The organism is Roseiarcus fermentans, assembly GCF_003315135.1.
Lineage (GTDB): Bacteria > Pseudomonadota > Alphaproteobacteria > Rhizobiales > Beijerinckiaceae > Roseiarcus > Roseiarcus fermentans.
Genome location: NZ_QNRK01000035.1, coordinates 1 through 25290 on the forward strand (window position 1 = coordinate 1; position 25290 = coordinate 25290).

At 65.0% G+C, this 25290-nt stretch carries 25 protein-coding genes; 12 read left to right on the forward strand and 13 right to left on the reverse strand.

Annotated features, from left to right (window positions below; genetic code table 11):
- Together DFR50_RS24280 and DFR50_RS32280 are read left to right on the forward strand one after the other, a co-directional pair.
- Positions 1–1738, forward strand: a 1738-nt coding sequence (locus DFR50_RS24280; RefSeq protein ID WP_113891862.1) for a hypothetical protein, incomplete at its 5' end; no start/stop codon positions are given.
- A gap of 330 nt (positions 1739–2068) precedes the next feature.
- On the forward strand, positions 2069–2230 hold the full coding sequence (locus tag DFR50_RS32280) for a hypothetical protein (protein WP_170153376.1): 162 nt from the start codon (positions 2069–2071) through the stop codon (positions 2228–2230).
- Positions 2231–2315: 85 nt separating this feature from the next.
- On the opposite strand, the gene DFR50_RS24290 is transcribed toward DFR50_RS32280, so the two are convergent.
- From DFR50_RS24290 to DFR50_RS24310, 5 genes are all read right to left on the reverse strand, one after another.
- Positions 2316–2738 carry a hypothetical protein gene (locus DFR50_RS24290; protein WP_147262887.1) on the reverse strand — a complete coding sequence of 141 codons (423 nt, stop codon included), beginning with the start codon at positions 2736–2738 and terminating at the stop codon, positions 2316–2318.
- 13 nt (positions 2739–2751) lie between these two features.
- Positions 2752–3465 (reverse strand): hypothetical protein, encoded by a 714-nt coding sequence (locus DFR50_RS24295; protein WP_425376091.1) that lies wholly within the window; start codon positions 3463–3465, stop codon positions 2752–2754.
- A 455-nt stretch (positions 3466–3920) separates the two neighbouring features.
- On the reverse strand, positions 3921–4220 hold the full coding sequence (locus DFR50_RS24300) for a hypothetical protein (protein ID WP_147262889.1): 300 nt from the start codon (positions 4218–4220) through the stop codon (positions 3921–3923).
- 13 nt (positions 4221–4233) lie between these two features.
- Positions 4234–4875 carry a BPSL0067 family protein gene (locus tag DFR50_RS24305; RefSeq protein ID WP_113891867.1) on the reverse strand — a complete coding sequence of 214 codons (642 nt, stop codon included), beginning with the start codon at positions 4873–4875 and terminating at the stop codon, positions 4234–4236.
- Between the two features lie 207 nt (positions 4876–5082).
- Positions 5083–5655: a hypothetical protein gene (locus DFR50_RS24310; RefSeq protein WP_113891868.1), complete on the reverse strand. Its 573-nt coding sequence runs from the start codon at positions 5653–5655 to the stop codon at positions 5083–5085.
- A gap of 397 nt (positions 5656–6052) precedes the next feature.
- Between DFR50_RS24310 and DFR50_RS24315 the strand changes: the two genes are divergently transcribed.
- The 5 genes from DFR50_RS24315 (at position 6053) to DFR50_RS24340 (ending at position 10544) form a co-directional block, all read left to right on the forward strand.
- On the forward strand, positions 6053–6445 hold the full coding sequence (locus DFR50_RS24315; RefSeq protein ID WP_113891869.1) for a single-stranded DNA-binding protein: 393 nt from the start codon (positions 6053–6055) through the stop codon (positions 6443–6445).
- 115 nt (positions 6446–6560) lie between these two features.
- Complete coding sequence (locus DFR50_RS24320) at positions 6561–7160, forward strand: Uma2 family endonuclease (RefSeq protein WP_113891930.1); 600 nt, start codon at positions 6561–6563, stop codon at positions 7158–7160.
- A 1330-nt stretch (positions 7161–8490) separates the two neighbouring features.
- Complete coding sequence (locus tag DFR50_RS24330; protein WP_113891871.1) at positions 8491–9060, forward strand: hypothetical protein; 570 nt, start codon at positions 8491–8493, stop codon at positions 9058–9060.
- An 83-nt stretch (positions 9061–9143) separates the two neighbouring features.
- Positions 9144–9515 (forward strand): hypothetical protein, encoded by a 372-nt coding sequence (locus tag DFR50_RS24335; protein ID WP_113891872.1) that lies wholly within the window; start codon positions 9144–9146, stop codon positions 9513–9515.
- Positions 9516–9863: 348 nt separating this feature from the next.
- A complete protein-coding gene (locus DFR50_RS24340) occupies positions 9864–10544 on the forward strand; it encodes a hypothetical protein (RefSeq protein ID WP_113891873.1) in 681 nt (226 codons plus the stop codon).
- Between the two features lie 111 nt (positions 10545–10655).
- Here the strand turns inward: DFR50_RS24340 and DFR50_RS24345 are convergent, their stop codons facing one another.
- Genes DFR50_RS24345 through DFR50_RS24355 form a run of 3 tightly spaced genes read right to left on the reverse strand, consistent with a single transcriptional unit; the run spans position 10656 to position 12777 of the window.
- Entirely contained in the window at positions 10656–11336 is a 681-nt protein-coding gene (locus DFR50_RS24345) for a hypothetical protein (protein ID WP_113891874.1), read from the reverse strand.
- A complete protein-coding gene (locus tag DFR50_RS24350; protein WP_113891875.1) occupies positions 11333–12118 on the reverse strand; it encodes a hypothetical protein in 786 nt (261 codons plus the stop codon). The genes DFR50_RS24345 and DFR50_RS24350 overlap by 4 nt, the downstream gene beginning before the upstream one ends.
- Positions 12115–12777 carry a hypothetical protein gene (locus DFR50_RS24355; protein ID WP_147262891.1) on the reverse strand — a complete coding sequence of 221 codons (663 nt, stop codon included), beginning with the start codon at positions 12775–12777 and terminating at the stop codon, positions 12115–12117. Before DFR50_RS24355 ends, DFR50_RS24350 begins: the two co-directional genes overlap by 4 nt.
- A 724-nt stretch (positions 12778–13501) precedes the next feature.
- On the opposite strand from DFR50_RS24355, the gene DFR50_RS24360 reads away from it, so the two are divergent.
- From DFR50_RS24360 to mobF, 3 genes are all read left to right on the forward strand, one after another.
- Positions 13502–14212, forward strand: coding sequence for a BRO-N domain-containing protein (locus tag DFR50_RS24360; protein ID WP_210209027.1), 711 nt, complete (start codon positions 13502–13504; stop codon positions 14210–14212).
- Positions 14213–14367: 155 nt separating this feature from the next.
- Positions 14368–14733: a hypothetical protein gene (locus tag DFR50_RS24365; RefSeq protein ID WP_170153377.1), complete on the forward strand. Its 366-nt coding sequence runs from the start codon at positions 14368–14370 to the stop codon at positions 14731–14733.
- Between the two features lies 1 nt (position 14734).
- Positions 14735–17860, forward strand: a complete 3126-nt coding sequence (mobF, locus tag DFR50_RS24370) for a MobF family relaxase (RefSeq protein WP_113891878.1) — start codon at positions 14735–14737, stop codon at positions 17858–17860.
- Between the two features lie 330 nt (positions 17861–18190).
- Here mobF and moaA read toward each other — a convergent pair whose 3' ends face one another.
- From moaA to DFR50_RS24390, 4 genes are all read right to left on the reverse strand, one after another.
- A complete protein-coding gene (moaA, locus tag DFR50_RS24375; protein ID WP_113891879.1) occupies positions 18191–19222 on the reverse strand; it encodes a GTP 3',8-cyclase MoaA in 1032 nt (343 codons plus the stop codon).
- A 160-nt stretch (positions 19223–19382) separates the two neighbouring features.
- A complete protein-coding gene (locus DFR50_RS24380) occupies positions 19383–21914 on the reverse strand; it encodes an arsenate reductase (azurin) large subunit (protein ID WP_113891880.1) in 2532 nt (843 codons plus the stop codon).
- Positions 21915–21917: 3 nt separating this feature from the next.
- Positions 21918–22445, reverse strand: coding sequence for an arsenate reductase (azurin) small subunit (locus DFR50_RS24385; protein ID WP_113891881.1), 528 nt, complete (start codon positions 22443–22445; stop codon positions 21918–21920).
- A gap of 228 nt (positions 22446–22673) precedes the next feature.
- Positions 22674–23453, reverse strand: coding sequence for a sigma 54-interacting transcriptional regulator (locus DFR50_RS24390; protein WP_113891882.1), 780 nt, complete (start codon positions 23451–23453; stop codon positions 22674–22676).
- Between DFR50_RS24390 and DFR50_RS24395 the strand changes: the two genes are divergently transcribed.
- Together DFR50_RS24395 and arsN2 are read left to right on the forward strand one after the other, a co-directional pair.
- On the forward strand, positions 23394–23723 hold the full coding sequence (locus DFR50_RS24395; RefSeq protein ID WP_245428107.1) for a class I SAM-dependent methyltransferase: 330 nt from the start codon (positions 23394–23396) through the stop codon (positions 23721–23723). The two genes, DFR50_RS24390 and DFR50_RS24395, sit on opposite strands and share 60 nt — an antisense overlap.
- Complete coding sequence (arsN2, locus tag DFR50_RS24400) at positions 23720–24199, forward strand: arsenic resistance N-acetyltransferase ArsN2 (RefSeq protein WP_281017314.1); 480 nt, start codon at positions 23720–23722, stop codon at positions 24197–24199. The genes DFR50_RS24395 and arsN2 overlap by 4 nt, the downstream gene beginning before the upstream one ends.
- 460 nt (positions 24200–24659) lie before the next feature.
- On the opposite strand, the gene DFR50_RS24405 is transcribed toward arsN2, so the two are convergent.
- Complete coding sequence (locus DFR50_RS24405) at positions 24660–25271, reverse strand: DUF2726 domain-containing protein (RefSeq protein ID WP_113891883.1); 612 nt, start codon at positions 25269–25271, stop codon at positions 24660–24662.
- Positions 25272–25290: the final 19 nt, after the last annotated feature.

The window sequence follows — 25290 nt, forward strand, 5'->3', positions numbered from 1 at the left end:
AGCGATTCTCGGCGGAGTTCCGCGGCCCACACGGCGCAACGTTCTCTATTCGTCCCCTTATGCGTATCTGGTGGCCGTTTCGTTAGTTCGGGCCGCCTATGGCGCGCGACGCGTCCGCATCGCCATCGCGATCGGCCTCCCCGAGATCGACATCCTCGTCAAAGAACCTGACGACCACGACCATATGCGGGCGGTCAGCGAGAATGTCGTCCGCGCTCCAATGGCGAGCGTCGACCTCTGGCGCGCGATCGAAAGCCTCGCTTCCGAGAACTGGACGGAAGAGGCGATCGCCTCCGCGCTGGCCATACCCGTTCGCCAGATCCGCAAGCTGCGCCTGCTCGCCACCGTCAACCCCGCCATGCTCGATCAGATCGGCGCGGGCGACATGCCGAAAGAACAGGAACTGCGGACGATCGCCTCGGCGTCGCGCGAGGATCAGGCTGCCGTATGGAAGAAGTCCAAGCCCAGGAAGGGCGAGGGCGCTCTATGGTGGCAGATAGCCCAAGCGCTGCAGAAGACACGCTTCTTCGCCAGGGACGCCAAATTCGGGGAGGCCGAGCGCGAGGCCTTCGCCATCGTCTGGCAGGAAGATCTTTTCGCCGAGGGCGACGAGGACAATCGCTTCACGATAGACGGCGAGGCCTTCGTATCCGCCCAGCGCGCATGGGTCGACGCAAACATGCCGAAGAACGGCGTTTCGATCGAGATCGACGAGTACGGCCGCGAGAAACTGCCGCCACGGGCGCAGCGCACCTGGGCGAAACCGAAGAAGGGCGACAAGGTCGGCTTTGCGATCCATCCGCGCGACGGCACGATCCACGAAGTGGTGTTCCGCGTCTCCGAGCCCGACGTGAAGAAGGGCAAGGATCGTTCGATCGGCGGAGGCGACGACGCGCCGACGCCCAAGAAGACGCGTCCGGAGATCACCCAGAAAGGAACTGAGATCATTGGCGCACTGCGCACCGAGGCGCTGGTCAAGAGTCTCGAGGTCAACGCGTGCGACGACATGACCCTGATCGGCTTGCTCGTCCTCGCTTTTGACGCCAAGAACGTCACCGTCCAGTCCGATCGCCCGACGCACTCGACCCGGACGAAGCTCGTCCAGTCGATTACCGAGGGCGGCCGGCTCACCCACGACGCCGACCGCCTGCGCGTCGTCGCCCGTCAGATGCTCTCTGCCGTCCTCTCGTGCTCGATCGGGCGAAGCGACAGCGGGCTTGTCGCGCGCATCGCGGGCGACGCCCTCGGCGCCGACGCGCATGTCGGCAATATGGCGACTGAAGACTTCCTCGGCTGCCTGTCGAAGGCCGGGATCGAGAAGGTCGGATCTGCCTTACGCGTTCTGCCGCGCCCGCGCGCAAAGGATACGCGTGCCGAAGTCATCAAGCAAGCGTCGGGCACGACCTACGTGCATCCGGCGGCCCTGTTCGCTCTGACCGAGGCCGAGCTCGCGCTCCACGCCGAAACGCCGCGGGACTATTCGTGGAGTCCCATCAATCCCGGCGAGGACGCTCAGGACATCGACGGCGACGCCGGCGGCGAGGGCGAACGCCAAGACAACGTCTCCGACGAGGGCGAAGGCGATCTCAGCGCCGAACAAGAGCGCGATGATGACGGCGTGGGTGACGATGGCGCCGCCGACGAGAACGCCCATCTCGACCGCGACGTCGACGACGAGCCTTCCGTGACGCCGGCCCGCTCACGCCCCGCGCCGCGCGGACGCTCCGCAGCGGCCTAACCCTCCGCCCACCGCCGATCTTGTCCCAAAACCTGACGCGAGCGCCAGTCACGCCTGGCGCTCGCCTTTGCTTGGGAAGCGCTCGCCATGATCCAGCCAAACCGCATCGCCTCCGGCCTCGCCGACAGCCTCCTCAGGGCGCCAAGCCGGACGCCAATCCAAAGCGCCTGATCGAAGCCACCTTTCGCCGAGGCGTTCGACTCCGCCGCACCATCGGAGCCGCCTCCCGAGGTTGCCCGACGCGCGCCCTTCTCTGCGAGAAGGAGGCGCGTCATGGACCGGGCTAATCGATCCTCCCGATCCGTGCGCCTCAAAGCTCAGGCGGATCGCTTGGCCATCGATCTCATCCTCGATTGCGAGCGCGCAGCAAGCCGCCGCGATCCCCGCCTATGTGATCCGACGCGCTGGAGCAGGACCGCATGGCGGCGCTATCTCTATGCCGCCGCCCATGCGCCGAGCCTCGTCGATCTGCGGCGCGTTTTCGGACGCTGAAGCCTATTAGCACTGACCTGACGGTCCCAAACCGAACCGACAGGAAGCCCGCCTCCCTCTGGAAGGGACGGCGGGCTTTTTTCGTTTAGTTATTGATGCCGAGGCCGGGTTCCAGATGAAACATGATCAGACCATCCGAACGCCGCCGAAGAGTGCAACCACCTGTGGTTCCGTCCGCTCTTCGCAAGGGACGAACGGCGTTCTGCTCAAGCCATCCTGTTGTGCCATCGTAGCTCATTGCCTTCACATATCCGTTTTCGATGACGGGCGGCCACGCAATGTAGATTATGGTAGAGATCCGTCTTACCGGTTTCGCGTCGTCCCTTGGCGCATCAAGGATCAACGCGAATCTTGCGCCCGTCCGGAGATCATCCTGGCTTAGCTGCAATCCCTTGATATTGACCCCGACGCACTGAAAACCGGATACGATCTCGCCCTCCGGCTGTCCATGGGCTTTGCTGAACGTCAGCAACGCCACGATGCATGAAACGAAAACAACGGCCTTCATGACGCTCTCCAAGTTATTGAGCCAGCACTGTTTGATTTGCTGTCGCCGAGCCGAGTTTTGCGACGATGGTGGCCCGCCAATCCCCGACCGAGCTTGAACTCGTGAGACCATTTGCAGCGAGTGACGCCCCGCTCAGGCCCGTCAGCTCGGCGATATTTTCGGAGTCGTTAGCGGTCGCGACCGCCGGTCCCGACCCGGCGCCGAACTGATACACGGCGCGAACGGCGAGTACCGTAGGACTATCTATGCCGTTGGACTGCAACAGGAGCGCGTCGCTTCGCAGTTCATACGATGCGGCATACGCTTCCGTGGCAGGATCCATCTGTCCCGCGAGCCCCGAAACAATGCTGCCGGCAATGCCCGGATCGTAGGCGACCGCCCCGCTGATATCAGCGGTGTAGGTCGAGTTGATCATTTGGAACGCACCGGTCGCGCTGCTCCCGGACGCGGCGCCGACATTCTGACAGTTCGACTCCATCACGCAGGTCGCCGCGAGCGCCGTCGCGCTCACGCCCATCGCAGCCGCCGCATCGGCGGCTTGCGAGCCCCAATCCTGCGCCATCATCGTGTTGTAGGCGTCGCCGCTGCCGCCGGTGCTTCCGCTGCCCCCGCTCCCGCTCCCTCCGTCGCCAACGCTGCCGCTCGATCCGCCCAACGAGGACGAGCCGCCGGCGGGAAACGAAAAAGCCGGAAGACCCGGCTCGGGAAACGTCGGGTGGACCTGCACCGGCAATCCACTCGGAAGCACGAGGCTGGGATCAGCATGGGCCCCTATCGCGCCAACCCCGATACCGAGTACAACGCTTGCCGTCGTGCATCGCAGTCGCAAGCGCATTCGCCCGCTGCGCGGCGGCCCGCTCGCGCGGCAAAGCCCCAAGGGCGTATTCCCGAACATGAAGCCTCCTTCCAAAACAAGAGGCCCCATCGTTCGCTGCGACGGCGCGAACAAGAACGGCGAAATTCACGGTCGAGCAAGAAAAGTCCACGACCCCGGATGGGCGCGCCTCAATGCACCCTTCCCTGCTTGCGTGGGCGGGTTGGGGTGCGTTGGCTTTGGGCAGGCGGGACCGGCCCACGGGTGCGCGGCGCAGCCGGCGGTCGCGTTGAGGCTGGGCGCGCTTCAGCGCGCCACTTCGCCGTCGAGGCGGCGGGGCGAGCGCGCGCGCTCGCCCCGCGGTTCGGTCAGAAGCAGCGCACTCGCCGCTCGTCGTTGTCCCAGACACACGTATCGATCGTATCCGGCAAGACGACAGGCACGACCTTGTTGGCGTACCGGCAGATCACTTTAAGCGGTCGGATCGCGGCGTGCAGATTGTGCCACCGCTGCTCCTGCAATTTGCCGTCCAGGTGAAATGTCCCCGCGTCCGGCGAAATGTAACCCGGCGCAGGCATCCCTTGCCCTTGCTCGATGCTGATTGCCGGAACGCCACGATGACAAGGTTCGATTGCGAACGCCGCACTCGCCGAAAGACAGGTCGCCACGACCGCGACGCCCTTAACTATGCGTGACGACATAGAATTTGCTCCCTGATTCATAGGAATTGCTAGTGGTCCAGGGTATCCAGCGGGTCCCGGCCGCCTGCCCAAGCCACTGATCCTCGACGAAAATGCCTTGGTCGCTTTGGCCGAGATAAATCGCCGTATGCGACTGCCCATAGGTGTTCGTGTATGTGCCGTCGCTGCCGAACGTCGCGATCACCGTGCCGACCGCGATGTCGGTCTCGCCCTCGACCTGCGCGCCGGGAGACCACGTCGAAGTGTAACCGACGTCCGACGACGCCTGCGCGAGCGCGACGCATTGTCCCGTGCCGACGCTCTGACCCAAAAGGTCTGCATAGCCCGTCGCGATGATCGCGCCGGCAACTCCAGAACCCGTGCCGCTATAGGAACCCAGGCTCGCGGAGCCAGAGCCCGACCCGCTCCCCGAGCCGCCGCCGATCGTCACGGCGTCGGCGACGCCGCCAGTGTCCGACAGGCCACCCTGCGGAAAGCTGAACGCGGGCAGGCCCGGCTCCGGAAAGGTCGGGTTGACCTGAACCGGCAGGCCGTTCGGCGACACGATCGCCGGATCGGCCCAGCTCTCGCCTCCCGCGATCACAAGGCCAAGCCCGAGCGGCGCAAGCAGCGGCCAAAGCAACTGCGCCGATTCCCCTGTCGTCCGCCTGTCCGTCCGGGCGGCGCTCCCGCGCCGCCACAAGACAGGCGACTGGCATCCCGTTCCCATATCCCGTCTCCCTGAACGTCCTGACGTTCAGGGTCGGAGACGACGGCGCGAACAAGTATCCCTTTATTCAGGGGCGCGGCGTGTCGGGAGGCGCGCTCCCCAAAAGGGAGAAGCGCCGCTCTATCGGGCGAGCGCCCTCTGCGCGGCGACGAGGGCGTCGACGTCCTCTTCGACATTGGACGGGCGCCAGGGCTCGCCGCGCTTGGCGAACTCGATCGCCCGGCCCGCCCCATGAGCCGCCTCTGCGGCCTCATAGGCGGTGAGCTGAAGCCGCGCGGACTCGACCGCCCAATGATTGGCGGCGTCCTCGAGCGGAGCCAGCCAATAGCCGCCCTCGATCTGCGCGCTGGCAAGCTTCTCGCCTGCTTCATCCGAACGCAGCGCCGTCTGGCGCGCTTCCCCGCAGGCGGCGACCGCACGATCGACGAGCGGCCTCAGCATCGCGTTCAACGCTGTCCGCCGCTCCTTCGGATCGGCCGGCAAATCCGTCTTCGCGATCGTCTCCGCCATCGCGCGATCCGCCTTGCTCCGCCCATCCGGGTCGGGCGGTTCGAACCCGAACGCTTCGGCGATGAGCTCGACCTCACGCGAATCCGGCGCGACCTCGATCAGGAGATCGATCGAGGGCTTCGCCCTCAGCTCGACGGGGAACCGGATCACATTGCTGCCCAGGGTCATCGTCTCGTAACGCATGGCGGCCTCCAGTCGAACAGACCATGAACAATTAGCTGGGGTTCGGAGAAGGCGCAACACAAGATGTTGAGAAAAAGCAGGAGACGGACAGAAAATGGAGCGAGAGAGACGCATGGCGTTCCAGCTCATGGCCGTGCGGGCCCTCGGTCATCTGGCGGCTTTAAGCCAGCCGATCCACGCCGCAACGGCTCATGGTCGACGATTTTCCCCTTCGGCCTGACGGCCGAATTCCTCGCGCGGCAAAATCGCCGCCCTTCACCCTCCTCCGCTTAACGCTCCGGCCCGCTCGTTCCTCGCGGGTGCTGGCCTGCCTCGCCCGGCTTTTCGTGAGCCGCACCCCGAGGGACCGACGGCATGAGCCGAAGGCCCAGGGGGAGACTGAAAAGGGACTGAAGACATGAACACGATCGCGGAATTCACGATCATCGGCCGCGTTGGCGAAATCAAGCAGGTCGGCTCCACGTTGCGCGTGAGCGTCGCTTCGAGCTTCAGCCGCCGCGACAACAGCGGCGAATGGGTCGAGCGCACCCGCTGGAACGAAGTCACTGTCTTCGGCGAGGGCACGCGCGGCTACGTCAAGCGCAACATCGTCAAGGGCGATCTCATCTTCACCTCCGGCTCGATGGGCCAGACGAAGTGGGAAAAGGATGGCGAGACGTTCTACGGCGTCACGCTTGCCTGCGAGCGGATCGAGCGCCTGAGCAAAGGGCCGAACCACGGCGAGGACAATGGCGCGGATGCGCAAGAGAGCCGCCGGCCTCCCGTCGACGACTCGGATATTCCGTTCTGACAGGTTCCGACCGGGGAGGCTTCGGCCTCCCCCAAGTCCTCTAACCCCGCATCGCCGATTGTCCTTCCGCGTCGCCCGGCTGAAGGAGATGAGGAAACGTGCTACAATGCTCGCCATGAACCTCGCCGTGCGAAAGCCGATGTCGCTCGCCGAATTCCTCGAATGGGAGGACCGGCAGGAACTGCGCTACGAATTCGATGGCGTCGAACCCTCCGCCATGACTGGCGGCACGGTTGCTCATGCCACAATTCAGGGAAACTTAGCAGTCGCTATCGGAGGAAGGCTCAGGGGCAAGCCCTGCCGCTTTTACGGAAGCGATCTCAAGATCCGCGTCGCTGACGACCACATTCGTTACCCGGACGGCATGGTCGTGTGCTCGCGCGTCGATCAAACCGCCAAGGTCGTTCATGATCCCGTGGTGATCTTCGAGGTGCTGAGCCCCAGCACCGCCGCCAAGGATCGCATCGTCAAGGCCCGCGAGTACCAGGCGACGCCGTCCCTTAAGCGCTACGTCATGCTCGAGCAGGAGCGTATCGGCGCGACCGTCCTTGTCCGGGCCCAGGACGGGTGGAGCGCCCTAATCCTGAAGGACGACGACGCGCTCGACATGCCGGAAATCGGCCTCGCGATCCCGCTCGCCGAATTCTACGAAGGCCTCGCCTTCGAGGCGCAGCCGGTCGAGGACAACGACCGGCCGCCGCCCACCACTGCCTGACCGGTTTTTTGACGACCGCTTCTTCGACGCCGGACGCTTGGGCTCGCCGCTGAGGCCCCCCCTTTCGTCCTCCGTCACGACCCTCGACATCTCGTTCCGATGCTCTATGAAGACGGTTGCTGAGAAAGCCGGTGCGGGACCCCCTGTCCGAGATCGATAGCAACCTGCTTCCCTCACGAGAGGAAGAGCGCCTGCTGAAGCGCGCCCTCGGCTCCGCGATCCCCGAATTCATCGCGCGCTTCGGAGCCGAAAACGCAATCAAGCGGGCCGAAGCGGAATTGCGGCGCGCGAGGCGCGCCCGCTCCCGGAAGCTATACGCCTTCTGGAGCGCCGTCCTGGCGCAGATCGACCCCGGCAGGAATGAGAGTTCCTTCCGGGGTGATCGGACGGCGCGGAGCCCTTTCGCTCCCCGCCAGGGGCGTCAACCCCACGAAGGTTCTGCGCGGCTCAGCGACGACCACCTTTCGCCGGCGCCAGCAGGCGGCGCAGCCCGTCCGGTCATCACCGGTCAGGCCCTTGAAATGCCCGCGCCGAATGCGCCACGGAAGGCGGCGAGCAGGGCGTAAGCCTGCATGATCAAGAGCCCTGTCAGCGCGATCGTCGGGTCCGTTTCCGGCTGCTTTCAGGCGCAGGTCCACGTTCGTCGCCGGCGCCTTCCTGCAGGCGAGCCGGGACGGATACGGCGCAAGGGGCTCGGACCTTGATGGACGAGCGGCAGAAACATCCCGCCCCGACCGCAGAGCCGCGATGGGCCGCTCACCGACGATCAACGCGGGAGCATCGACCACCTTGTCGTCGAGGGAAAAGCTTCCGCGGCCAACGACGGCCATCCGCATGAGGGCATGAGCTCCGCGAGGAGCGACCCACGTCATTGTCGTCGACGATGAGCCAGTTTCCCGCGAGGCGACATTCTCCGCGATTCATACGCCCTCGCGAAAAGGGGGCAGAACAGGAGGGCCATTAGGATCGGCGGCAGAAGCAGGTCCGGATCGCGGGAGGGACGTTGCGGGTCAGCGCGCCGCCATTTCGGTGATCCTTCTTCTCGCGCCAACAACGGGCCGCAAGAGGAGCCCATCGCCAGCTCATTCCCCTCGGTTATGGGCGGCCTTAAGCCCAACCCGTTCGGCCAGCAACGGCTGCGTTCAACGAATTTCCCCTTCGGCTAAAGCCGAATTCCTCGCGAGGCAAATTCGCCGCCCTTCGCCGTCCTCCGCATGCGCGCCGGCCCTTCGGGTGCAGGCCGCCCGGGCCGGGCTTTTTTGTGCCGCACCGAAGGGAACGCGCTGGCGATGGGCCAGCGGCCCACGGCGCGAGAAAAAGGATCACCGAGATGGCTTCCAACCGCTCCAAGTCCTCCCCCAAGCGTGAGACCCGCCAGGCCCTCACCTTCGAGATGGCCCTCCAGCTCTGCCCCCACGAGGGCGTCGCGGAAAACGTCGCTGCCGCCTTCGGCCTCATCGTCCCCGATTACGACGCGATCCGCGCCGAGCACGCGAGCGCCCTCAAGCGGATGGCCGAGGCCTTCGAAGGCTCCCTCAACGACAAGGCGACCGAGATGCACTTCCAGCGCATCGTCGGGGCCCTCGTCGGCTCCGCAGTCGGGGCGGGACGCTTCTACTCCACCAAGGTCGGCGAGGCCCGCGCCGCGACCGCCCGGGCCGCAGACGGCGGCGACGACGAACACGGGTCCCCGATCGGCTTCGAAAGCAAGGCGCAGCGGACCCGCGAATTCGCAGCCGACATGGCGATGCAGGCCTACGCCCTGCTCGCCGCCGCCCACGGCGCGATCGACGCCTACAAGGACCTGACCGGCGACGACTGGAAGGCCTACGAAGCCCCGGCCGAAGCCCAGGTCGAGAAGAAGGCCGCCACCGCCCAGATCGGCGCCTTCGGGGGCTGACGCCCCCCGGCGGGGACCGAAAGGTCCCCGCCCCTCTTCCCTGCGGCAGCAGAGCCGCATGCTCTCCTGAAAAGGAGCCTTCGATGTCCGTCAGCTTCACCCTCTTGAAGGCCTCCGGCCAACGCTTCGACCTCTTGCCCGGCCATGACGACAGGGAATTCTCCCTCTCGAACGCCAACGCCGCCGACGTCCTCGACGCTCTCGGCATCGAAGACTCCTTCTCCGAACGCCCCTGGCCGATTCCCTGCTTCCGGGCGCTCGTCATCGTCGCCCGGCGCAAGCGCCTCGGCCACGCTTCCCCCGCCATCCCCGTCACCGAAATGAGGAAGCCGGGGACGATGTTGGTGATCGATTGTGGCCGGGCCGACGGCTACATCGAGCAAAAGCTCGCCCAGCTCTCCGATCTCGTGAATGAGGGCGTCGAAATCGGAGCGACTCATGTGGGATGGGGCTAACCCCCAATCCTGCGTCCGGCGACGGAGAGATCCTTCGGATGTCGGGCGTCCCCCCTTCGGGGCCGCGATCTACTCGCGGCTTTCCGCCGCTCACGAAGCCCGTTGCCGGTCTTCGCCCTCTCGGGTCACGATCGCTGACGCTGGGAGGGGAGGGCGTTCCCCCTCCCTTCCCCGCAAGGCCGCACGGAGATCGTCACGAACCGTCGCGCGGTTCCCCCCAATTTCGCCAAGCGCAAAGCGCGCAGGCGGGCGCTCCCGCAGTCGGAGTCGAAAAAGCAATTTCCTCATTTCTCGTTCGCGCCGTGGCGCGGTCTCCTGTTGCGTCTCAACCTGAAAGGAAGACGCAACATGCCATCGGATACCCTTCTCGCCAACAACACGAACGCCGCCGAGCGCCACCGGGCGAAGCTTATTCTCCCGATCGGTTCCGGCCGAACGGGCAAAAGCTTCTGGTCCCGCTGGTTCATCGACCGCGCCGCCGAACGTCGCTCGCAACTCGACATCATCGACGGCGATACGATCAATCCCGGCGTGGCGCCGCTCTACAAGAGCGTCCTCGTCCCGCCCGCGTTCAGAGGGGATCAACCGCCATGGTTCGAAAAAACCATCGAATCCGCGGTCGCAACCCGGCGCTCCGCCCTGCTCGAGCTCGGGTTCTGGCTGTTCGACGACTGGCTCGCCGAATTGCCACTCGCCGAGACCCTTGAAGAAAACGGCGTCGATCTCATCGCCGTCTATCTCATGACTCCAGACGCCTACAGCCTCCCCCGACTTCCCTATATCCTCGACCTCATCAAGCCCCCGCGCACGCTTATCGTCATGAATGAGTGGGGTTTCGAAGCGGACAAGGCCCGCGCCGCCTTCGCTCCCATCCTCGCCAATCCCATCGTCGCGGCTGCTGAAGCCGATGGCGCACGGATCGTCACGATGCCTCATCTTGACGACGCTGAGGCGTTGGACGCGATCCGCGCCCTGCGCCGGGACGGCGCTTCGGGCGCAGTGGCGGATTATCCCGCACTCTCCGCCTAGCTGAACCGCATGGAAGAAAACTTCGCGCCCGTCGCCGACTGGCTCGACTAAAAGGGACGGCCGCCCGATCCTTGCCGGAACGGGCGGCCGTTTTCTGTCACGAGCCGTCTGCTATCCGCCCTGCTTCGGCACAAGATCCTGAAGGCGGCACATTTCGATCGCCGCGCCGCTCGCGTCTTGCAACGTGACCGGCTTCTTCCAGCACCGCTCGACCGCCGCAACCACGGACCGCTCGGCCTCCGTCTCTTTGTCCTGTCGCCATCCCGCCGTCGCGTAGCCGCCGACGAACACCGCCAGCGCCGCCGCCGCGACGCCGACGGCCAGCCGCCGTGCGTCGCGCCGATTATGCTGGGTCTGTTTCAGGACGAGCCATTGCTGGCATTCGTCCAGAAGCTTGACCGACAGTTCCCTCGCGATCTTCGCCACCGACGCATTGAACACCTGTTCGGCGCGCTCGCCCGTAGCCGCCGCCGTGTCGGCCGCCTGGCGCGCCATGCTCAGCGCCTCCTGCCCGCTTGTCAGCAGAATTTCCGCGCGCCTGAACTCGTCGTCACGAAACCGGCGCGACGACTCTTCGATCCGCGCGCAGGCGGTCTCGACCCGCTCCCCCATCGTCTTCTCGGCTTCGAGAAGGATGCCGCCAAGGCCCTCGACCGATTCGCGTTGCCAGCGGACGAAGATGGCATGCGAGCCGTGCTCGTCGAAGCCCTCCTCCCGAAGGGCCTCGTCCATCTTTCCGGCCGCCTCGCGAAATCTCGCGAGGCGGTCCGGAAGAGCGAGCGCCCCGTTCATGGCAGCCAGTCCTTGACCTCGGACAGGTTCTCTTCCATCCGGTTGATCCAGGTCTTGACCATGAACTGATGGCCAAGCGACATCGGTCGGCCGCTTTTGCCTCGCTTGCCTTCGGCCGCTTCATAGAAAGTCAGCCCCTCGTCGCGCATCGCCTTCATGCAGGCGAGCCTCGGCATGGTCACGGTCCGGGCGCTTTCCGCCAACTCCTCGAATCGCGGTTGCGCATAGACGAAATCGAACATCCCGCCCGGCGCCTTGCCTGCCGGAACCAGACTTTCGTTCAGGACCATCACCGATCGATCCGAACGAAAATATCCCTTCTCATAGATCCTCATGACATGATCGAAGTCCTCCATGGTCGGTCCCATCGAGTAGATCGCCAGCGGCTGGACGCCGGCGGCCTCACAGAACTCTCGCAGATTCAGGTCCTTGGCGTGCTCAGACAGCACCTTGTCGCCGCCCCCCATGTCGAGGACCATCGACTGTTGCTCCGCCGCCATCTGACTGGTGACTTCCGTCACCCACTCCGCGACGTCGCCAACATCGCTCCCCCGCGGTTGGATCGCTCCGCCCGGCTCGCCAGGCGGATAAAGATGCGCGAGCGTCGCGTTATGAGTATCGCCATCGGCGATTCCCACCACCCGCTCCGCCCGACGCGCTCGCTGGATCAGGAAGTCCAGGACCGTCGTCCCCCCGGTCCTGCCCCGGCCGAACCGAACCGCCAACACGGGCAGCCGCTCTTGCGCAGCGTCTTTGATCTCTTCAATCGCGTGGATATTCATAGATCCTCACTCCTGAGTCCAAGCCTTGCGTAATAGTCCTCAGACAAATCGTTGATCGGGCGGCCGCCTCTCACATTGAGCTGCTGTTTCCCTTTCAAAGCGCTGGCTCGAGCCGTTGTCGCGGCAATCATCCCGTCTTCCTTGAAGACGTAGTCCTGAGTCGCTCTCTCTGTTTTGAAGACCCGACTGACGCGCGTGACGACGACGCCCTCAGCCGTGGACAGCTGAAACCCGCGACTCGCCTGCTCAACCGTCGTCGCCGGCAGTTTCGGCCTCGCCGCTTCCGCCGTGGTCGCGAGGGGCGGCCCATAGTCGCCCTTGCGGAATTGCGAGGGCATGTCGCGCCGCGGGTTCGCCGCCGCCCGCCTCTCGCGCTCCGCGCGTTCGGCGGCGCGCAGCGCCTCGATCCGCGCGTGCTCCTTGCGGACGCGCCACCACGTCATGCGCGCTGTGCGGACTGTCGGCGCCTTGCCGTCGAGATCGGTCAGTCCCTGGTCACGAAAGGTTGTACACAACTCCGTCCAATCAAACCGGCGCCCCTCGGCCCGCTGCGCGATCGCCGCGTGATTGTCGAAGAGCCACCAGAATAGCGACGAGCGCGTCTTAGGGCGCGCGATGCCGTTCAGGATGACGTCCGTCTTCGCTGCCTGGTTTCTCATCCTCCACTCCATACGAGGTGACGGCGCGAACAGCGGCTGCTGGTCGCCCGTCCACGTGCCCGTGGCGGCGAGGACTGACCCTCGCAACGCCCGCTCGATTGAGAGGTAGAGGACGCCGGCGCGAAGAAGTCGGAGAAAGTTTTGGCCGACGCAGCCGCCGGACCGTTACAGCTGCGCCACGGCAACGCCACGGCGAGACGCGCAGCGTTTCAGCTTCGCCACGGCAGCGCCACGGGAGAAGCGACGAAAAAACACCTATACGGACCAATGCACCGTTGGTGCGGTCCGCTGCGCGGCGCGAAAGGGGCCTCGCCTGAAGACCCAGGCAAGCCCGCTTGCCGAAATGAAGTGGCCGACCCGAGGGTGAAGATGGGAATAGCCGCGCAGCGCCCCTAGGAAGGCCACTGAGCGGCTGCAAGCCAATCCCGCTGCCCACGCAGCCTCGGAAACCCGCGCTCTTCCACGGCCTCCCTAGCGCCTGCGGTCTGGGGGCGCGTTTCTGCGCGGCTCACCCGATCCCTTCACTGTGGCAGGCCCGCCCTTCGGCCTGCCGGTTCGGCGCGAAAAAACTCTCCAATTCACGTTTCTCGTTCGCGCCGTTGCCGCCCACGCTTCCTTCGCGGCCAAGGCAATCCCGCCTCGGCCGATCGTGCGGCGAAACCGCTCCCAGCGCTCTTGTCCGCTCTCATGATCGAGCGACAAGCCCGTCAAAAGGAACCCGTTTATGTCTTTCGACGAAATGGCCGATGCGGCCGCAAACCCGAAGAACCTGCCTGTCGAATTCACGTTCGACGAGAGCCTAGTGCGAAGCGTCATCAAAAACGGTGAGGCTTGGTTCGTAGCCAAGGACATATGCGACATCCTCGAACATTCGGATCCGAGCAAGGCGGTCAGTCGCCTCGATGACGACGAACAGGGTACGACTACTGTTCGTACCCTTGGCGGCCCCCAAGAAATGTTGACCGTGAACGAGTCGGGGCTCTATGGACTGATCTTCACGAGCCGGAAGCCCGAGGCTAAACGCTTCCGGAAGTGGGTGACGAGCGAGGTTCTTCCCGCCATCCGTCAGACCGGGCGCTATTGCGGCTACTCCGCCAACGATCCCGATCCGGTCGTCGTCTGGGCGAAGCTCCTCGGCGTCCGAACTTCCGACGTCATCACGAAGGGCTTCGGCGTCGGCTATCTGCTGGGCGGCCCGATCCACCCGAGCGATTACCTCGCCCACAACCACCGCGTGCTCTGCCACGCCGTCACGGGCCTGGCCTCGTGCTGGCCCGGCCTGCATGAATCGGACTACGATCCGCGCTGGTCACGCCGCGAATGGTCGGCAAAGGAGTTCGCCTTCAACCTCCAGATCGCCGACTGGCTCGCGAATCGATTCCTGGAAGCGGACAGAGCCCAACCCTCATCCGTCCGACCGTTTCACCTCTCATGACCGCGTTTCGCCGAGGGCCTGCCGAATTGACCGTCCGCCCCTCGGCGAACACGACGCCGGCGAAGCGCCCTGCCTCGCCAGCGTCGCCATTTCTCGTTCGCGCCGTGCGCCGCCAAACCCCTCGTCAGCCTTTTCCAGACCGGAGGTTCATGTTCATGGCCGCTGCCACGCCCCGCGATACCCTTGACGCCAGCCTGACCCGAATCGGCGACGACCTGATCGGTCTGCGCGAAATCGTCGACAAGATGGATCACGCGCAAGACGCCCTGCTCGTGAATGGAACTTCGCTTCAGGGACAGGTCGAAACCTTGTCCAACCTCATCGCACACATGATCGAAGTGCTGACCCCGGAGCGGCCCGAAGAGCAAGGCCCTTCCCTCGCCGACCTTCTGTCGCGGCTCATCACCCAACAGGCGGCGCTCGCCGGCCTCATGCGCCAGACCCTCGAAATCGTCACCCGCCTCGACCCAACCGTCTCCGCGGCCGACGGAGCCCCCGCGAACGGCGCCGGACGATCCTGACGTGCTCAACTTCGCCAAAGTCTCCGCCGCAAGCGAAGGCGCGCTGATCCGCGCCTATATGACCCAGGACAAGCCCGAGCCTGAGACCCTCAAGGTCCACGGCGTCGCCATCGATGGCCGGAATCTCGAAACCGGCGAGCGCCTGACCGCCTACTATACCGGCCGGGGCGAGCGGGCGAACTGGCGGCCGGATATGTCGCCACGCGTCGCGGCGGCGCTCGGCGTGGGCAAGCTCCGGGCGGACCCCCGCGACGATGAGCTCGACGCCCTCTTTGAGGCGAGGCGAGCCGACAACGGGGCTGACTGGAGCGAGCATGTTCGGAAGAATTCCGGCTTTGACTTCGTGTTCGCCCCCCACAAATCCGTGTCGCTTGCGGCGGAATTCGCGCCGAGCGAAGCCGAGCGGCTCATGATCCGCAACGCGATCCATGCCGCGAGCGACGATGCGCTCCGCTACGCCTCGCGAGACCTCGGCGTCGCGAGGAAGGGGCATGCGGGCGAGAAAGGCTCCGAGCGCGGCGAGATCGGCTGGGTCACGTTCGCCCATGACGCCGCGCGGCCGACCCTTGCCGTCCAGAACGGTCCCGATGGGGCGACCTATCTCATGGACGCGCCGATCGCCGGAGATCCGCACTATCATCTCCACAATTTCATCCCGAACCTCGTGGTCACGGATGATGGAAGAGTCGGCTCGATCGATTCGAAGGCGCTGACCGCCCACAAGGTCCATGAGTACGGCGCGATCTTCCAGGCGCGGCTTGCCGACCGGCTCCGGGCGCTCGGCGTCCGGGTCGGGCTCGACGCCGATGGCGAAGCCGTCGTCGCTCTCGATATCCCGGAAAGCGCGGTTGCGACCTTTTCCAAGCGCGACCGCCAGGTGATCGGCGACGCCAAGGCTTATGCCAAAGAGAACGCCATGGAGTGGGACGAGCTCTCGCTCGAGCGCAAGAAGCAGCTCCTGCACGAAGCAAGCGCGGCCGGACGGCTCGGCAAGAGCAAGGACGAGGCGCAATCGGTCTGGCGGCAACAAGCGGCCGCCATTGGCTGGATGCCGAAAACCGTCCTCGACGCGGCGGCGCCCGTGTTGCGGACGGGGGCCCAGCGCCATGAGGCGGCCTACGCTCTGGCGTCGGAAGCGCTCTCGGCGGAATTCCAGACGGCGGCGGTCCTCGACGCCGAGCGGCTGCGCGTCCATGCCGCCCGCGGCCTGATCGAGGCCGGGGCGACGGGCGGGCGGGATGATGTCGACGCCGTCGTGGATCTCATCGAGAAGCGCGGCTTCATCCATGACGGCAATTCCGTCGCTCTTGTTTTCGGCGTCCACGAAGGCAAAATCCGGTTCAGCCATACCGAGCAGCTGCGGATTGAGCGCGACGTCGCCGAGAAATCCAGGCTCGCGGCGCTCGACCGCTCCGACGCGCTCTCGGACGCTGCGATCCGGCGCGCGATGGAAGCCGTTGAGGCCGGGGATGCAGGAATCCGGTTTACGAGGGAGCAGCGGGCCGCCATCCATGCGCTGGGCGGCGGCGGCAAGCTCTCCCTCCTCACCGGCGTCGCGGGATCGGGCAAGACCACGCTCCTCAAGCCCCTGGTGGAGGCCTGGCACGCGGACGGACGAACAATCGTCGGCATGTCGACCGCATGGCGGCAGGCCGACGCCCTCAAGGACGCCGGCGTCGACGAGACGTGGGCGCTCCAGCCGCTCCTCAACGCCATCGACACGGGTGAATTCCGCCCCGACGCCAAAACCGTCCTCGTTGTCGACGAGATCAGCCAGATCGGCCCTCGCCCGATGCTGCGCCTCCTCGAACTGCAGGCCGAGACCGGCATGACCATCAAGATGCTCGGCGACCCGGAGCAGGTCCAGTCGATCGACGCCGGCGATACGATCGCGCTCCTGAAGCGCGTTCTGCCCAAGACCGCCCTGCCCGAGGTTTTGACCGCCGTTCGCCAGAAGAACGACCGCGACCGCAAGATTGCTTCGCAGTTCCGCGACGGCGACGCCGCGACCGCCTTCGCCATGAAGCGGGAGGACGGAACGGCCCGCCTCCTCGAAGGCGACTATGATCAGGTCGTGCGCCAGATCGCCGACCTCTATATCGAGCGGGACGACGCCCTGAAGGCGCAGGATCCAAGCTACGGGGTCACGCTGACCACCCTCACCAACGCCGAGGCCGCCGACATCAGCCGGGCGATTCGCGAGCGCCTCAAGGCCCGCGGGGAGATCGGCACAGACGAGGCGACCTACAAGGCCGTCGTCTATCGCGGCGACAAGCCTGAATTCTTTGATTTGGCCGTAGCCACCGGCGACCGGCTGCGCATGTATCGCAAGACCGTGGCCAAGATCGATGGCGAGCGCGCGACGATCGGAAACAACGGCGATATTGTCGAGGTGGTCCGCAAAACGGGCGCCGGCCTTGTTCTTCGAAATGCGCGCGGCCAGACCGCTGAGATCGACTGGAAGCGCCTCTCGGACCAGAGGACCGGACGGCTCCTTCTGGGGTTCGGCCGCGCCTTCACGATCGACGCGGCGCAAGGCATGAGCACCAAAGGCGAGCACATCAACGCCTTGCCCCATGGAACCGGGGCCACGTCGGCTTTCAAGACCTATACGGCCGAGAGCCGGGCCACCGGCCGCACGCATACGCTGATTTCCAAGGCCGCGGTCCACGCCGCCGTCCAACGCTCCCGGGCGCTCGGCGACGTCACGCCGATGACCGAGGATGATTTATGGGAGCGCGTCGCCAAGGACGCCTCTGCCAAGCCCTACAAGGCGCTGGCGCTCGACCTCGCCGGTAAGGCGCATCGTCGCCACGACCAGGCGGTCGAGATGGGGCTTTCGTCGCATAACCAGGTCGAGAAGGCGCGAGCGCGGCCGGATGCAGGGGGCCAGATGAAGGCGGCTTACGAGATCGGCCTTGCGCGCGAGGCATTCACTCAGCAACGCGTCGCGCTCGAAACCATTGCCGAGGTCGCGTTCGAGCGCCTGAAGCAGGCCGCAGACCTTATCGCCGAACACGCGAGAGCCGTCGCCGCGGTCATTCGACTCCGGGCCGACGCGGTCGGTTCCGCTGAACCGCAACCTCCAAGTCCGCGTTCGCCATCCCCTAACGGTCCCAGCCTATAAGCATGACCGAACTGAAGGACCGTCCTCACACACAAATTGCGGACATTCAGTTCGGCACCATGAACAGGGAGGAAGCGCCACTAGCGCGAATTTGGCCGGCCCTCGGGAGCGCCCGCACTGCGCACATTCCGGTCGTCGCTCGACGGCTTCGCGAACGGGCGGCATCCGACCCTCTTCTGCCCTTCGCGGTGGAGTTGGTACGTGAAGACCTGCACAGTAGACCCCGCAACCGTAATAGGCGATCCAGATGACGGAGAGGACCGTGCGAATCAGTTATTCTACCGTCGCAGCGGCAAGAAGTCGCTGTGCGATTGTCTTCCGCGAACTTCTCTATCCGCCAGTCACGCTCATGTGGCGCGCTACGGCGGGGCCAAGATTGGCCCGGCTGATATCGAAATCATGCCCCTTTGGCTTTCGTGCGATCGCGTCGCGAATCGCCGCATTGAGGAGATCGTTCCCTTCCGAAGCGCGGAGGGGGCTGCGTAGGTCGGCAGCGTCTTCGTGCCCCAGACACATGTAGAGCGTTCCGGTGCAGGTGACCCGCACGCGATTGCAGGCCTCGCAGAAATTGTGGGTCAGCGGAGTGATGAATCCTATCAGGCCGCCGGTTTCGCCCACCCGCGCATAGCGCGCGGGGCCGCCCGTGCGGTGATCCGTCTCGTGCAAGGTGAAATGGCGGGCGAGTTCCGCGCGCACCTTCGTCAGCGGCAAATGCTGATCGAACCGCGAGGCCTCGATCTCGCCGAGCGGCATGACCTCGATGAATGTGATCGCCATGTTGCGCACATGCGCCCAGCGGATCATCGGTTCGAACTCGTCCTCGTTGACCCCCTTGAGCGCGACGACGTTGATTTTCACGGCAAGGCCAGCTCGCTGTGCGGCGTCAATGCCGGCGAGGACGCGGCTGAGATCCCCACGCCGCGTGATCGCCTTGAATCGCCCAGGATCGAGCGTATCAAGCGACACGTTGACCCGGCGGACGCCGCAACTTGCGAGTTCTCCGGCAAACCGCGCCAGTTGTGAGCCGTTCGTTGTCAGGGTGACTTCTTGAAGCGTTCCGGCTTCGAGATGCCCGGACAATGAACGGAACAACTCCATGATCCCGCGGCGGACCAGAGGCTCTCCGCCCGTAATTCGAATCTTGCGCGTTCCCATCTCGACGAACGCCAAGCAGAGCCTGTCAAGCTCCTCAAGCGTGAGAAGCTCGCGTTTTGGCAGGAACGTCATCTCTTCCGCCATGCAATAGGCGCAGCGAAAGTCACACCGGTCCGTCACCGACACGCGAACGTAGGTAATCGCGCGGCCATGGGGGTCGACGAGGGTCGCGTCTCGCAGACGCCCAATCGAAATCTGCTCTGCCATGATTGACCTCGCTGGAAGATTACGGACACGACACGCCCAACCCAGACCCCCCGTCGGACCGGCGCGAGCCGCTCTACGTCCCATGTAGGAGGGGTCGGGCCTTTGTTGTTTGATCGGCTCGGGCGTGCCGTCGCCCGAGCCGACTCTAATCCAGCGATCGTCAGGCCTTGTACTCCCAAGACTTGAAGCTCGTACCGCGTGCGGCGCCGGGCACGGAAGCGATCTTCCGAATATCACCCCACGTCTGCTTGTAGTTGGGGATGATGAGCTCGTTGACGCCCGGCGAGACGACGTTCCCCTGGATGCCCATCGGAAAGCCGAACAGCATGAAGGTCTGCTTGCGTTTGGCGGTTGGCGTCGGATACGCCATTGCCTGCGTCGCTCCGTTGTCGTTGTGGATCTCGACGAGATCGCCCGCCGAAATGCCCAGCTCCTTCATGTCGTCCGGATTCATCTGGATGAACGGATACGGCCAGCGCCCCATGACGAAGTCCGACTCCTGGTCGAGATAGGCGCTCTGCCAGACGTGGTTGGCGCGGCCGTTGTTGATGAGGAACGCGAACTTCTTCGACTCCTCCTCCTTGCCCGGCGCCTCGAGCCCACGCCACGGCGCATCCATGAACCGGGCCTTGCCATCCTCCGAGGAGAACACGCCATCCGTGTAGAGGCGCTGCGTTCCGACCAGCTTGCCGTTGTCGAAAGCGATCGCTGGCTCCTGGACGCCGTTGGTGCCCATCGCGCGCAACCGGTCATAGGTGACGAACTGGCCGCCCTTGGCATTGCCGTGATAGCCGTCCGTGAAGGCGTCTTCCTCGGTCTTCCAATCGAAACCCTTGAACTTGTCGGCCTCCGATGACTTGCCCATTTCCCGGAAGACGCGCTCCAGGTTGTTGGCGAGCCGGGCTGCGATGAGGCAGTCGGGCATGGCTTCGCCCGGCGGGTCCATATAGCGCTCCGTCAGGCGCAGCCGGCGCTCACCGTTCATCGAGGTGAGGTTCATCTCGCCCGCCGTCGCGGCCGGCAACCAGACGTGGCAAGCTTGGCCGATCTTGCTCGGGATGATGTCTACGTCGACCGCGAACAGCCCACCCTTACCGATTGCGGCCACGATGGCTGCGACCATGGCTTTCTGATCGCCATAAGCGACCGCGGACATCGCGTCCTTCACGATGTCGGTCCGCTTCTTGTAGTTCTGTTTGAACCGGTCGGCGTTCAGGGTCGTCTTGTAGTGGTCGCAGGCCCAGATGTGGTGGACGCCGCCTTTGCCGTCCATGATGAGCTGGTCGATGTAGGGAGCCGGTCGCGATCCTGGATAGTCGGGACGCACGTAGCCTTCCTGATGGCCACCGAGACGCACGACGCCGCCACCCAACTGACCGACGTTGCCGGTCGCGAGCGCGATGTTCACCAAGGCGCCGTTCGTGCGGTAGTTGTCGTTGCCCCAGATGAGGCCCTTCTCGTATCCGATCATCGCGCGTCGCCGCTTGCCGCCTTCTTTCGGCATGGCGATCCATTCGGCGGCCTTGACGATGTCGGCGGGGTTCAGACCGGTGATCTTGGCTGCATCGTCGATCGACATCCTGCACCCTTCGAGGGCGCCCTCGAAGCTGGTGAGATGGCCAGGCATTGCAGGCGAATTGCCGCGCGCCGGGAACAGGGGCGGACGGTCGACGGGCGTGCGCAGCGTGCTCTTCTCGATGAAGTCCTTTTGCACCCAGCCCTTGTCGGCGATGTAGGTGAAGAGGGCGTTGAACAGGGCGAGGTCGGTGCCCGAATTGATGGCCAGATGAAGCACATTGTCCTTGCCGGCCTCGACCTCGCACGCGTTGACGCTCACTGTGCGTCGCGGATCGATAAAAATGATCCGGGCGGCGGGGTGCGGCTCATCCGGCATCAGCTTTTTCTTCTTGTCGAGCGTCCCGCCCTGAAGGTTCGGGATCCAGTGGTTCAGAAAATAGTTGGTCTGGGTCTCCAGTGGATTTGTGCCGACGGCGACGATCGTGTCCGCAAGTTCGGCGTCCTCGTAGCAGTTGTTGAGTTCGCCGACCCCCATGTCGCGGGTGCCGTGTACCTCCGAGTTATAGGCCGGGCGATTGTGAATCCGGATGTTCTTGATCTTCATCGCGCCGAAATAGAGCTTCCCGGTCCCCCACGTGTTCTCGTAGCCGCCGCCCGCACCGCCGTGGTCGAAGGCGGAAACGAAAAGCCCGTCCTCGCCCTGCGCGTCGATCACCGCCGCGGTCACGCGCGCAACCAGGTCGAGCGCATCGTCCCAGCTCGTCGGCTGCATCTGCCCATAGCGCCAGACCATCGGTTCGGTGAGGCGCTGCTGCTGCGTCGAGCGCGCCTCGGAATAGGATTCCTCCGCCATGCGCCCCCCGCGGACCGACGCAAGCCCCGCGTTCACGACGCAGTTCGGATCGGGCTTGATGACGAGGTGGACGTCCTTCCCATCCTGCTTGACGATGTTGTACATCGATGGGGAGTACCAGTTAGGCGTCATCGGCAACTGCTGCTTCGCGAGGTCGACGCCGAATTTGTTGTCGTTCGGGCTCACGCCGCCCTGATCATTGATGCCCCAGGTGTAGGCCTTGTAGCCGCACCCGACGATGCAGAACTGACAGGTGACGTTGTGCTCTTTCGCATCCGCCGGGATGATCGGAAGGCGATCAATATTGCGCTTGAAAGTCATGGTTCAGCCCTCCAACACGTTCGAGAGACGGCCATAAAGAAGCTCGTCGACGCCTTCGGCGTAGATGTCGCCCTTGGCGTCGATCCGAAGCTGATATTGGGGAAGGTTCTGGGTCGCGTGCCCCCAGATTTCCTGGCCGCCGTTTTCGGCGTCGAAGCGCGAGTAATGGCCAGAGCAGTTCAGGGTCTTGTCCGAGGAATTGTAGGCGAGCGGAAACCCCTTGTGCGGGCATGTCGTCGTGAAGCCGACGATGTCGCTGTCGGGGCCGGCTCCGCCGGGGACGGCCTTGCCGAGTTTGAGGAGGACGCCGGGTGCGTCCTTGTCCGGATAGGCCACTTGCAGAGGCTCGTTGGGCTTGAGGTCGGCGACGTTCGCGAGGCGGTTCGACGGATAGCGCAGCCGCGCAAGCTGTGGGCTCGCATCCGCCTTCTGGGGCATGACGGTGGCGGCGGCGGCGCCCGCGGCGGCGACAGCCCCTCCCGAAAGAAACCACCGACGGCCGATATCAACCTGGCGATCGCATCGCTTCATACGTTCCTCCCATCGTTCCTTCGAACGTTGGAAGTTGCACGCAACAGCTATGCCGCGGTCTCCGCCGACCAACAGATCAAGGAAACCAGATAGTTAGAGGCTGGCCCACCCTAGCGGCGTGCGGAACTCCGGACGCTTTCACCAGCCGGACGTTCGGGAATCCGAACAAGTCACCGACGGCGCCCAGTTCGACGCGACGCGAGGCGCGGCCCGGCCCGTCCACAAGCGTCACCCGATCGCCCGGTCGGGTTCGATCCCGTAGCGTCTCATCTTCTCCCACAGCGTCGTGCGAGACACGTCGAGCCGTTTCGCCGCCTCGGCAAGGTGGCCGCGCGTCTCGTGGATCACCCGCAGGATCTGCTGTTTCTCCGCCGCATCGCGCACCGCTGCAAGCGGCAGGTTCGGACCGGCCTCGACTGCCGCATTGCGCAGCTCGGGGAACAGATCGCCGGGCATCAGCCACGGACCGGTTCCCAGAGTCATCGCGCGTTCGAGCCGATTTCGCAATTCGCGCACGTTGCCCCGCCACGGGTGGGACAACGCGGCTCCTTCCGCGATCGAGCTGATCCCCCGCAACTCTGTTTCCTCCTGCGCTGCGAACAGTGAAAAATAGCGATTGAGCAACCATGAGATGTCTTCGGGACGCTCGCGAAGAGGCGGCAGCACGACGGTCACCGCGTTGATGCGATAGAGCAGATCTTCCCGGAATGCCCCGCGACGGACTTGCTCAACCAGATCTTCGCTGGTCGCGCAGACGATGCGCGCCCTGAGCGGAACGGAGGCCTCGCCGCCAACCCGGTGGAACGACCTCTCTTCGAGGACCCGCAACATCTTCGATTGCAGCGCGAGCGGCATCGCCGCGATTTCGTCGAGGAACAGAATTCCGCTTCGCGCGCGCTCCGCGTATCCCAGATGACGCTGATGGGCGCCCGAGAAGGCACCCCGTTCGTGGCCGAACACCTCGCTTTCGAGGAGGTCGGACGGAATCGCCGCGCAATTGACCGCCATAAACGGCTCCGCGCCGGCGCGCTCGATGAAAGCGACTACCGCATCAAGCTTGCCGTCGCCGGCTTCGAGGCCATCGGCGTCGAGCCGACCCGCGTCTACAAGGTCGACGACGCGCGCGAGTTCCTGTCGGGCAAGGGCGTCGACGTGGACGCCATAGCGCCCACCGTCGACGGCAAGTTCATGAGCGCGTTCGTACGCGCGAAGAAGCCCGGCCCTAGCACGGCGGAGACCGTCGGCGCCTGCTGTGCGCCGACCTGCTGCGGGAAGTGAGGGGCCCGGCGACGACGACGACGAATGGTATCGGCGATGACCTTGACGCCGCGCCGGTCGCGCGCGGCGAGTTGGCTACCCTGGGCAGAGCCTTGCGCGCCGCGGGTCTCCTGGATGATGACCTCGATGCCGAGGGCTTGACCCTCTACGCCTTCGCCCAAGGCGATGGCGTCATCGGGTATGGCGGACTGGAGCTTTGCGGTGAGAGCGCGCTTGTCCGTTCGATCTTGGTCGATGCAGGCGCCCGACGCCACGGCGTCGGCCGGCGGATCGTCGAGCATTTGCTAATGACCGCGGCGCGTGGGGGCGTTCGGCGGGCGTTTCTTCTGACGACGGACGCGCGAGCCTTTTTCGAAAGACTCGGGTTTACGGCAATCGATCGCAAGAGCGCTCCGTCGGAGATTCTCGCGACGCGCCAGGCGGCCGGCTTGTGCCCGGCCTCGGCCGTTCTCATGGTCAAAGCGCTTACCCAGTGAGCGCTGCTCGGTATGTCCTATTTCGAGCGCTTTGCAGCTCCGGTTGATGCGAGTGGCGGCCTAGAATGATCCCGATCTGCCCTTCTCGATGTTCTAATCGCGTCTTGATGTATGCCTGCTTCAGGCGGATTCCACGTGTAGGGCAAGGCCCGCTTTCGTACCCAATCCGCTTACGAGGCGGCGATCCGCGAGGACCGCTAAACGTCGACACCGCCTGTTGGAGTGCTCGCGACGAACACCGGCTCCGGGCGGATCCTTGCCGTTTCCGATCCGCTGCTGGAGGTCCGCTCTCCCGTCCTCTTCCACCGTTCCAGGCGACTCCGCGATCGCCGCCACCAATGGCGAGGGCCAAACATGTTATGCGCGATCTCGCGCCCGATCCCCTAGCCGAATCCATGCACCACGGACCGCACGAGTCCGGAGCCCTGCTGGGGCTCAAAGACCGCGATCGCGCCGACGGCTAGTCCGGCGAGGATGAGGAGTCGCATGAAGGTGCTCCGTGAGTTGGAGGTGGGACGCACAGGTCCACGCGGGCGAAGAGAGCGCGCAATTCAGCAACGGAATATGTTCGCTGCGCCTTCACCCGCAGCAACGGCAGCCCGATTTCCGCGAAGACCGCGTTGACGAACGCGTCGCGGTCGCGGCGTTCGGGAAGGAGATGGCTGCGGTCATCGACTTCGATCGCGGCGACCGGATCGAGGGTCAGGACGTCGCAGATCACGAAGTCGACGCTCTTCGCCATGACGGCGTTGAGGGCCCGGCGGCGAAGGTGGACGTTGGCGCTGTCGGCAGGGTTCGCGATCTCGGCCAACCGCACTTGCGCGAACGCGCGATAGCCGCGGCCGAGCGCCGCATCGAGAGTCCGCAGAAAAATCTTCTCGTTGGCGCTCAGGAACCGGCCGCGTCGATAGCCGACCCGGTTCTCGGCCCTGAGGCCCCTGAGCGCCAGGGCGAGGACCGAGACGACCCCCACGACATAGAACAGGGCGGCCGGGCGCTCGAGGAGCGCGGCGAGGCCCGTTCGCGAATTCTCACCAAACGCCTGCGCGACGTAGGCCAGCGTTCCCGTCATCTGACTTCAGGCGTCCGAC

Excerpts from the sequence above, each read along its gene's own strand:
- DFR50_RS24290 (WP_147262887.1), bottom strand. The coding sequence starts at position 2,738 with ATGAAGGCCGTTGTTTTCGTTTCATGCATCGTGGCGTTGCTGACGTTC.
- DFR50_RS24310 (WP_113891868.1), bottom strand. The coding sequence starts at position 5,655 with ATGCGTTACGAGACGATGACCCTGGGCAGCAATGTGATCCGGTTCCCC.
- DFR50_RS24315 (WP_113891869.1), top strand. The coding sequence starts at position 6,053 with ATGAACACGATCGCGGAATTCACGATCATCGGCCGCGTTGGCGAAATC.
- DFR50_RS24320 (WP_113891930.1), top strand. The coding sequence starts at position 6,561 with ATGAACCTCGCCGTGCGAAAGCCGATGTCGCTCGCCGAATTCCTCGAA.
- DFR50_RS24330 (WP_113891871.1), top strand. The coding sequence starts at position 8,491 with ATGGCTTCCAACCGCTCCAAGTCCTCCCCCAAGCGTGAGACCCGCCAG.
- DFR50_RS24335 (WP_113891872.1), top strand. The coding sequence starts at position 9,144 with ATGTCCGTCAGCTTCACCCTCTTGAAGGCCTCCGGCCAACGCTTCGAC.
- DFR50_RS24340 (WP_113891873.1), top strand. The coding sequence starts at position 9,864 with ATGCCATCGGATACCCTTCTCGCCAACAACACGAACGCCGCCGAGCGC.
- DFR50_RS24345 (WP_113891874.1), bottom strand. The coding sequence starts at position 11,336 with ATGAACGGGGCGCTCGCTCTTCCGGACCGCCTCGCGAGATTTCGCGAG.
- DFR50_RS24350 (WP_113891875.1), bottom strand. The coding sequence starts at position 12,118 with ATGAATATCCACGCGATTGAAGAGATCAAAGACGCTGCGCAAGAGCGG.
- DFR50_RS24355 (WP_147262891.1), bottom strand. The coding sequence starts at position 12,777 with ATGAGAAACCAGGCAGCGAAGACGGACGTCATCCTGAACGGCATCGCG.
- DFR50_RS24360 (WP_210209027.1), top strand. The coding sequence starts at position 13,502 with ATGTCTTTCGACGAAATGGCCGATGCGGCCGCAAACCCGAAGAACCTG.
- DFR50_RS24365 (WP_170153377.1), top strand. The coding sequence starts at position 14,368 with ATGGCCGCTGCCACGCCCCGCGATACCCTTGACGCCAGCCTGACCCGA.
- moaA (WP_113891879.1), bottom strand. The coding sequence starts at position 19,222 with ATGGCAGAGCAGATTTCGATTGGGCGTCTGCGAGACGCGACCCTCGTC.
- DFR50_RS24380 (WP_113891880.1), bottom strand. The coding sequence starts at position 21,914 with ATGACTTTCAAGCGCAATATTGATCGCCTTCCGATCATCCCGGCGGAT.
- DFR50_RS24385 (WP_113891881.1), bottom strand. The coding sequence starts at position 22,445 with ATGAAGCGATGCGATCGCCAGGTTGATATCGGCCGTCGGTGGTTTCTT.
- DFR50_RS24390 (WP_113891882.1), bottom strand. The coding sequence starts at position 23,453 with ATGGCGGTCAATTGCGCGGCGATTCCGTCCGACCTCCTCGAAAGCGAG.
- DFR50_RS24405 (WP_113891883.1), bottom strand. The coding sequence starts at position 25,271 with ATGACGGGAACGCTGGCCTACGTCGCGCAGGCGTTTGGTGAGAATTCG.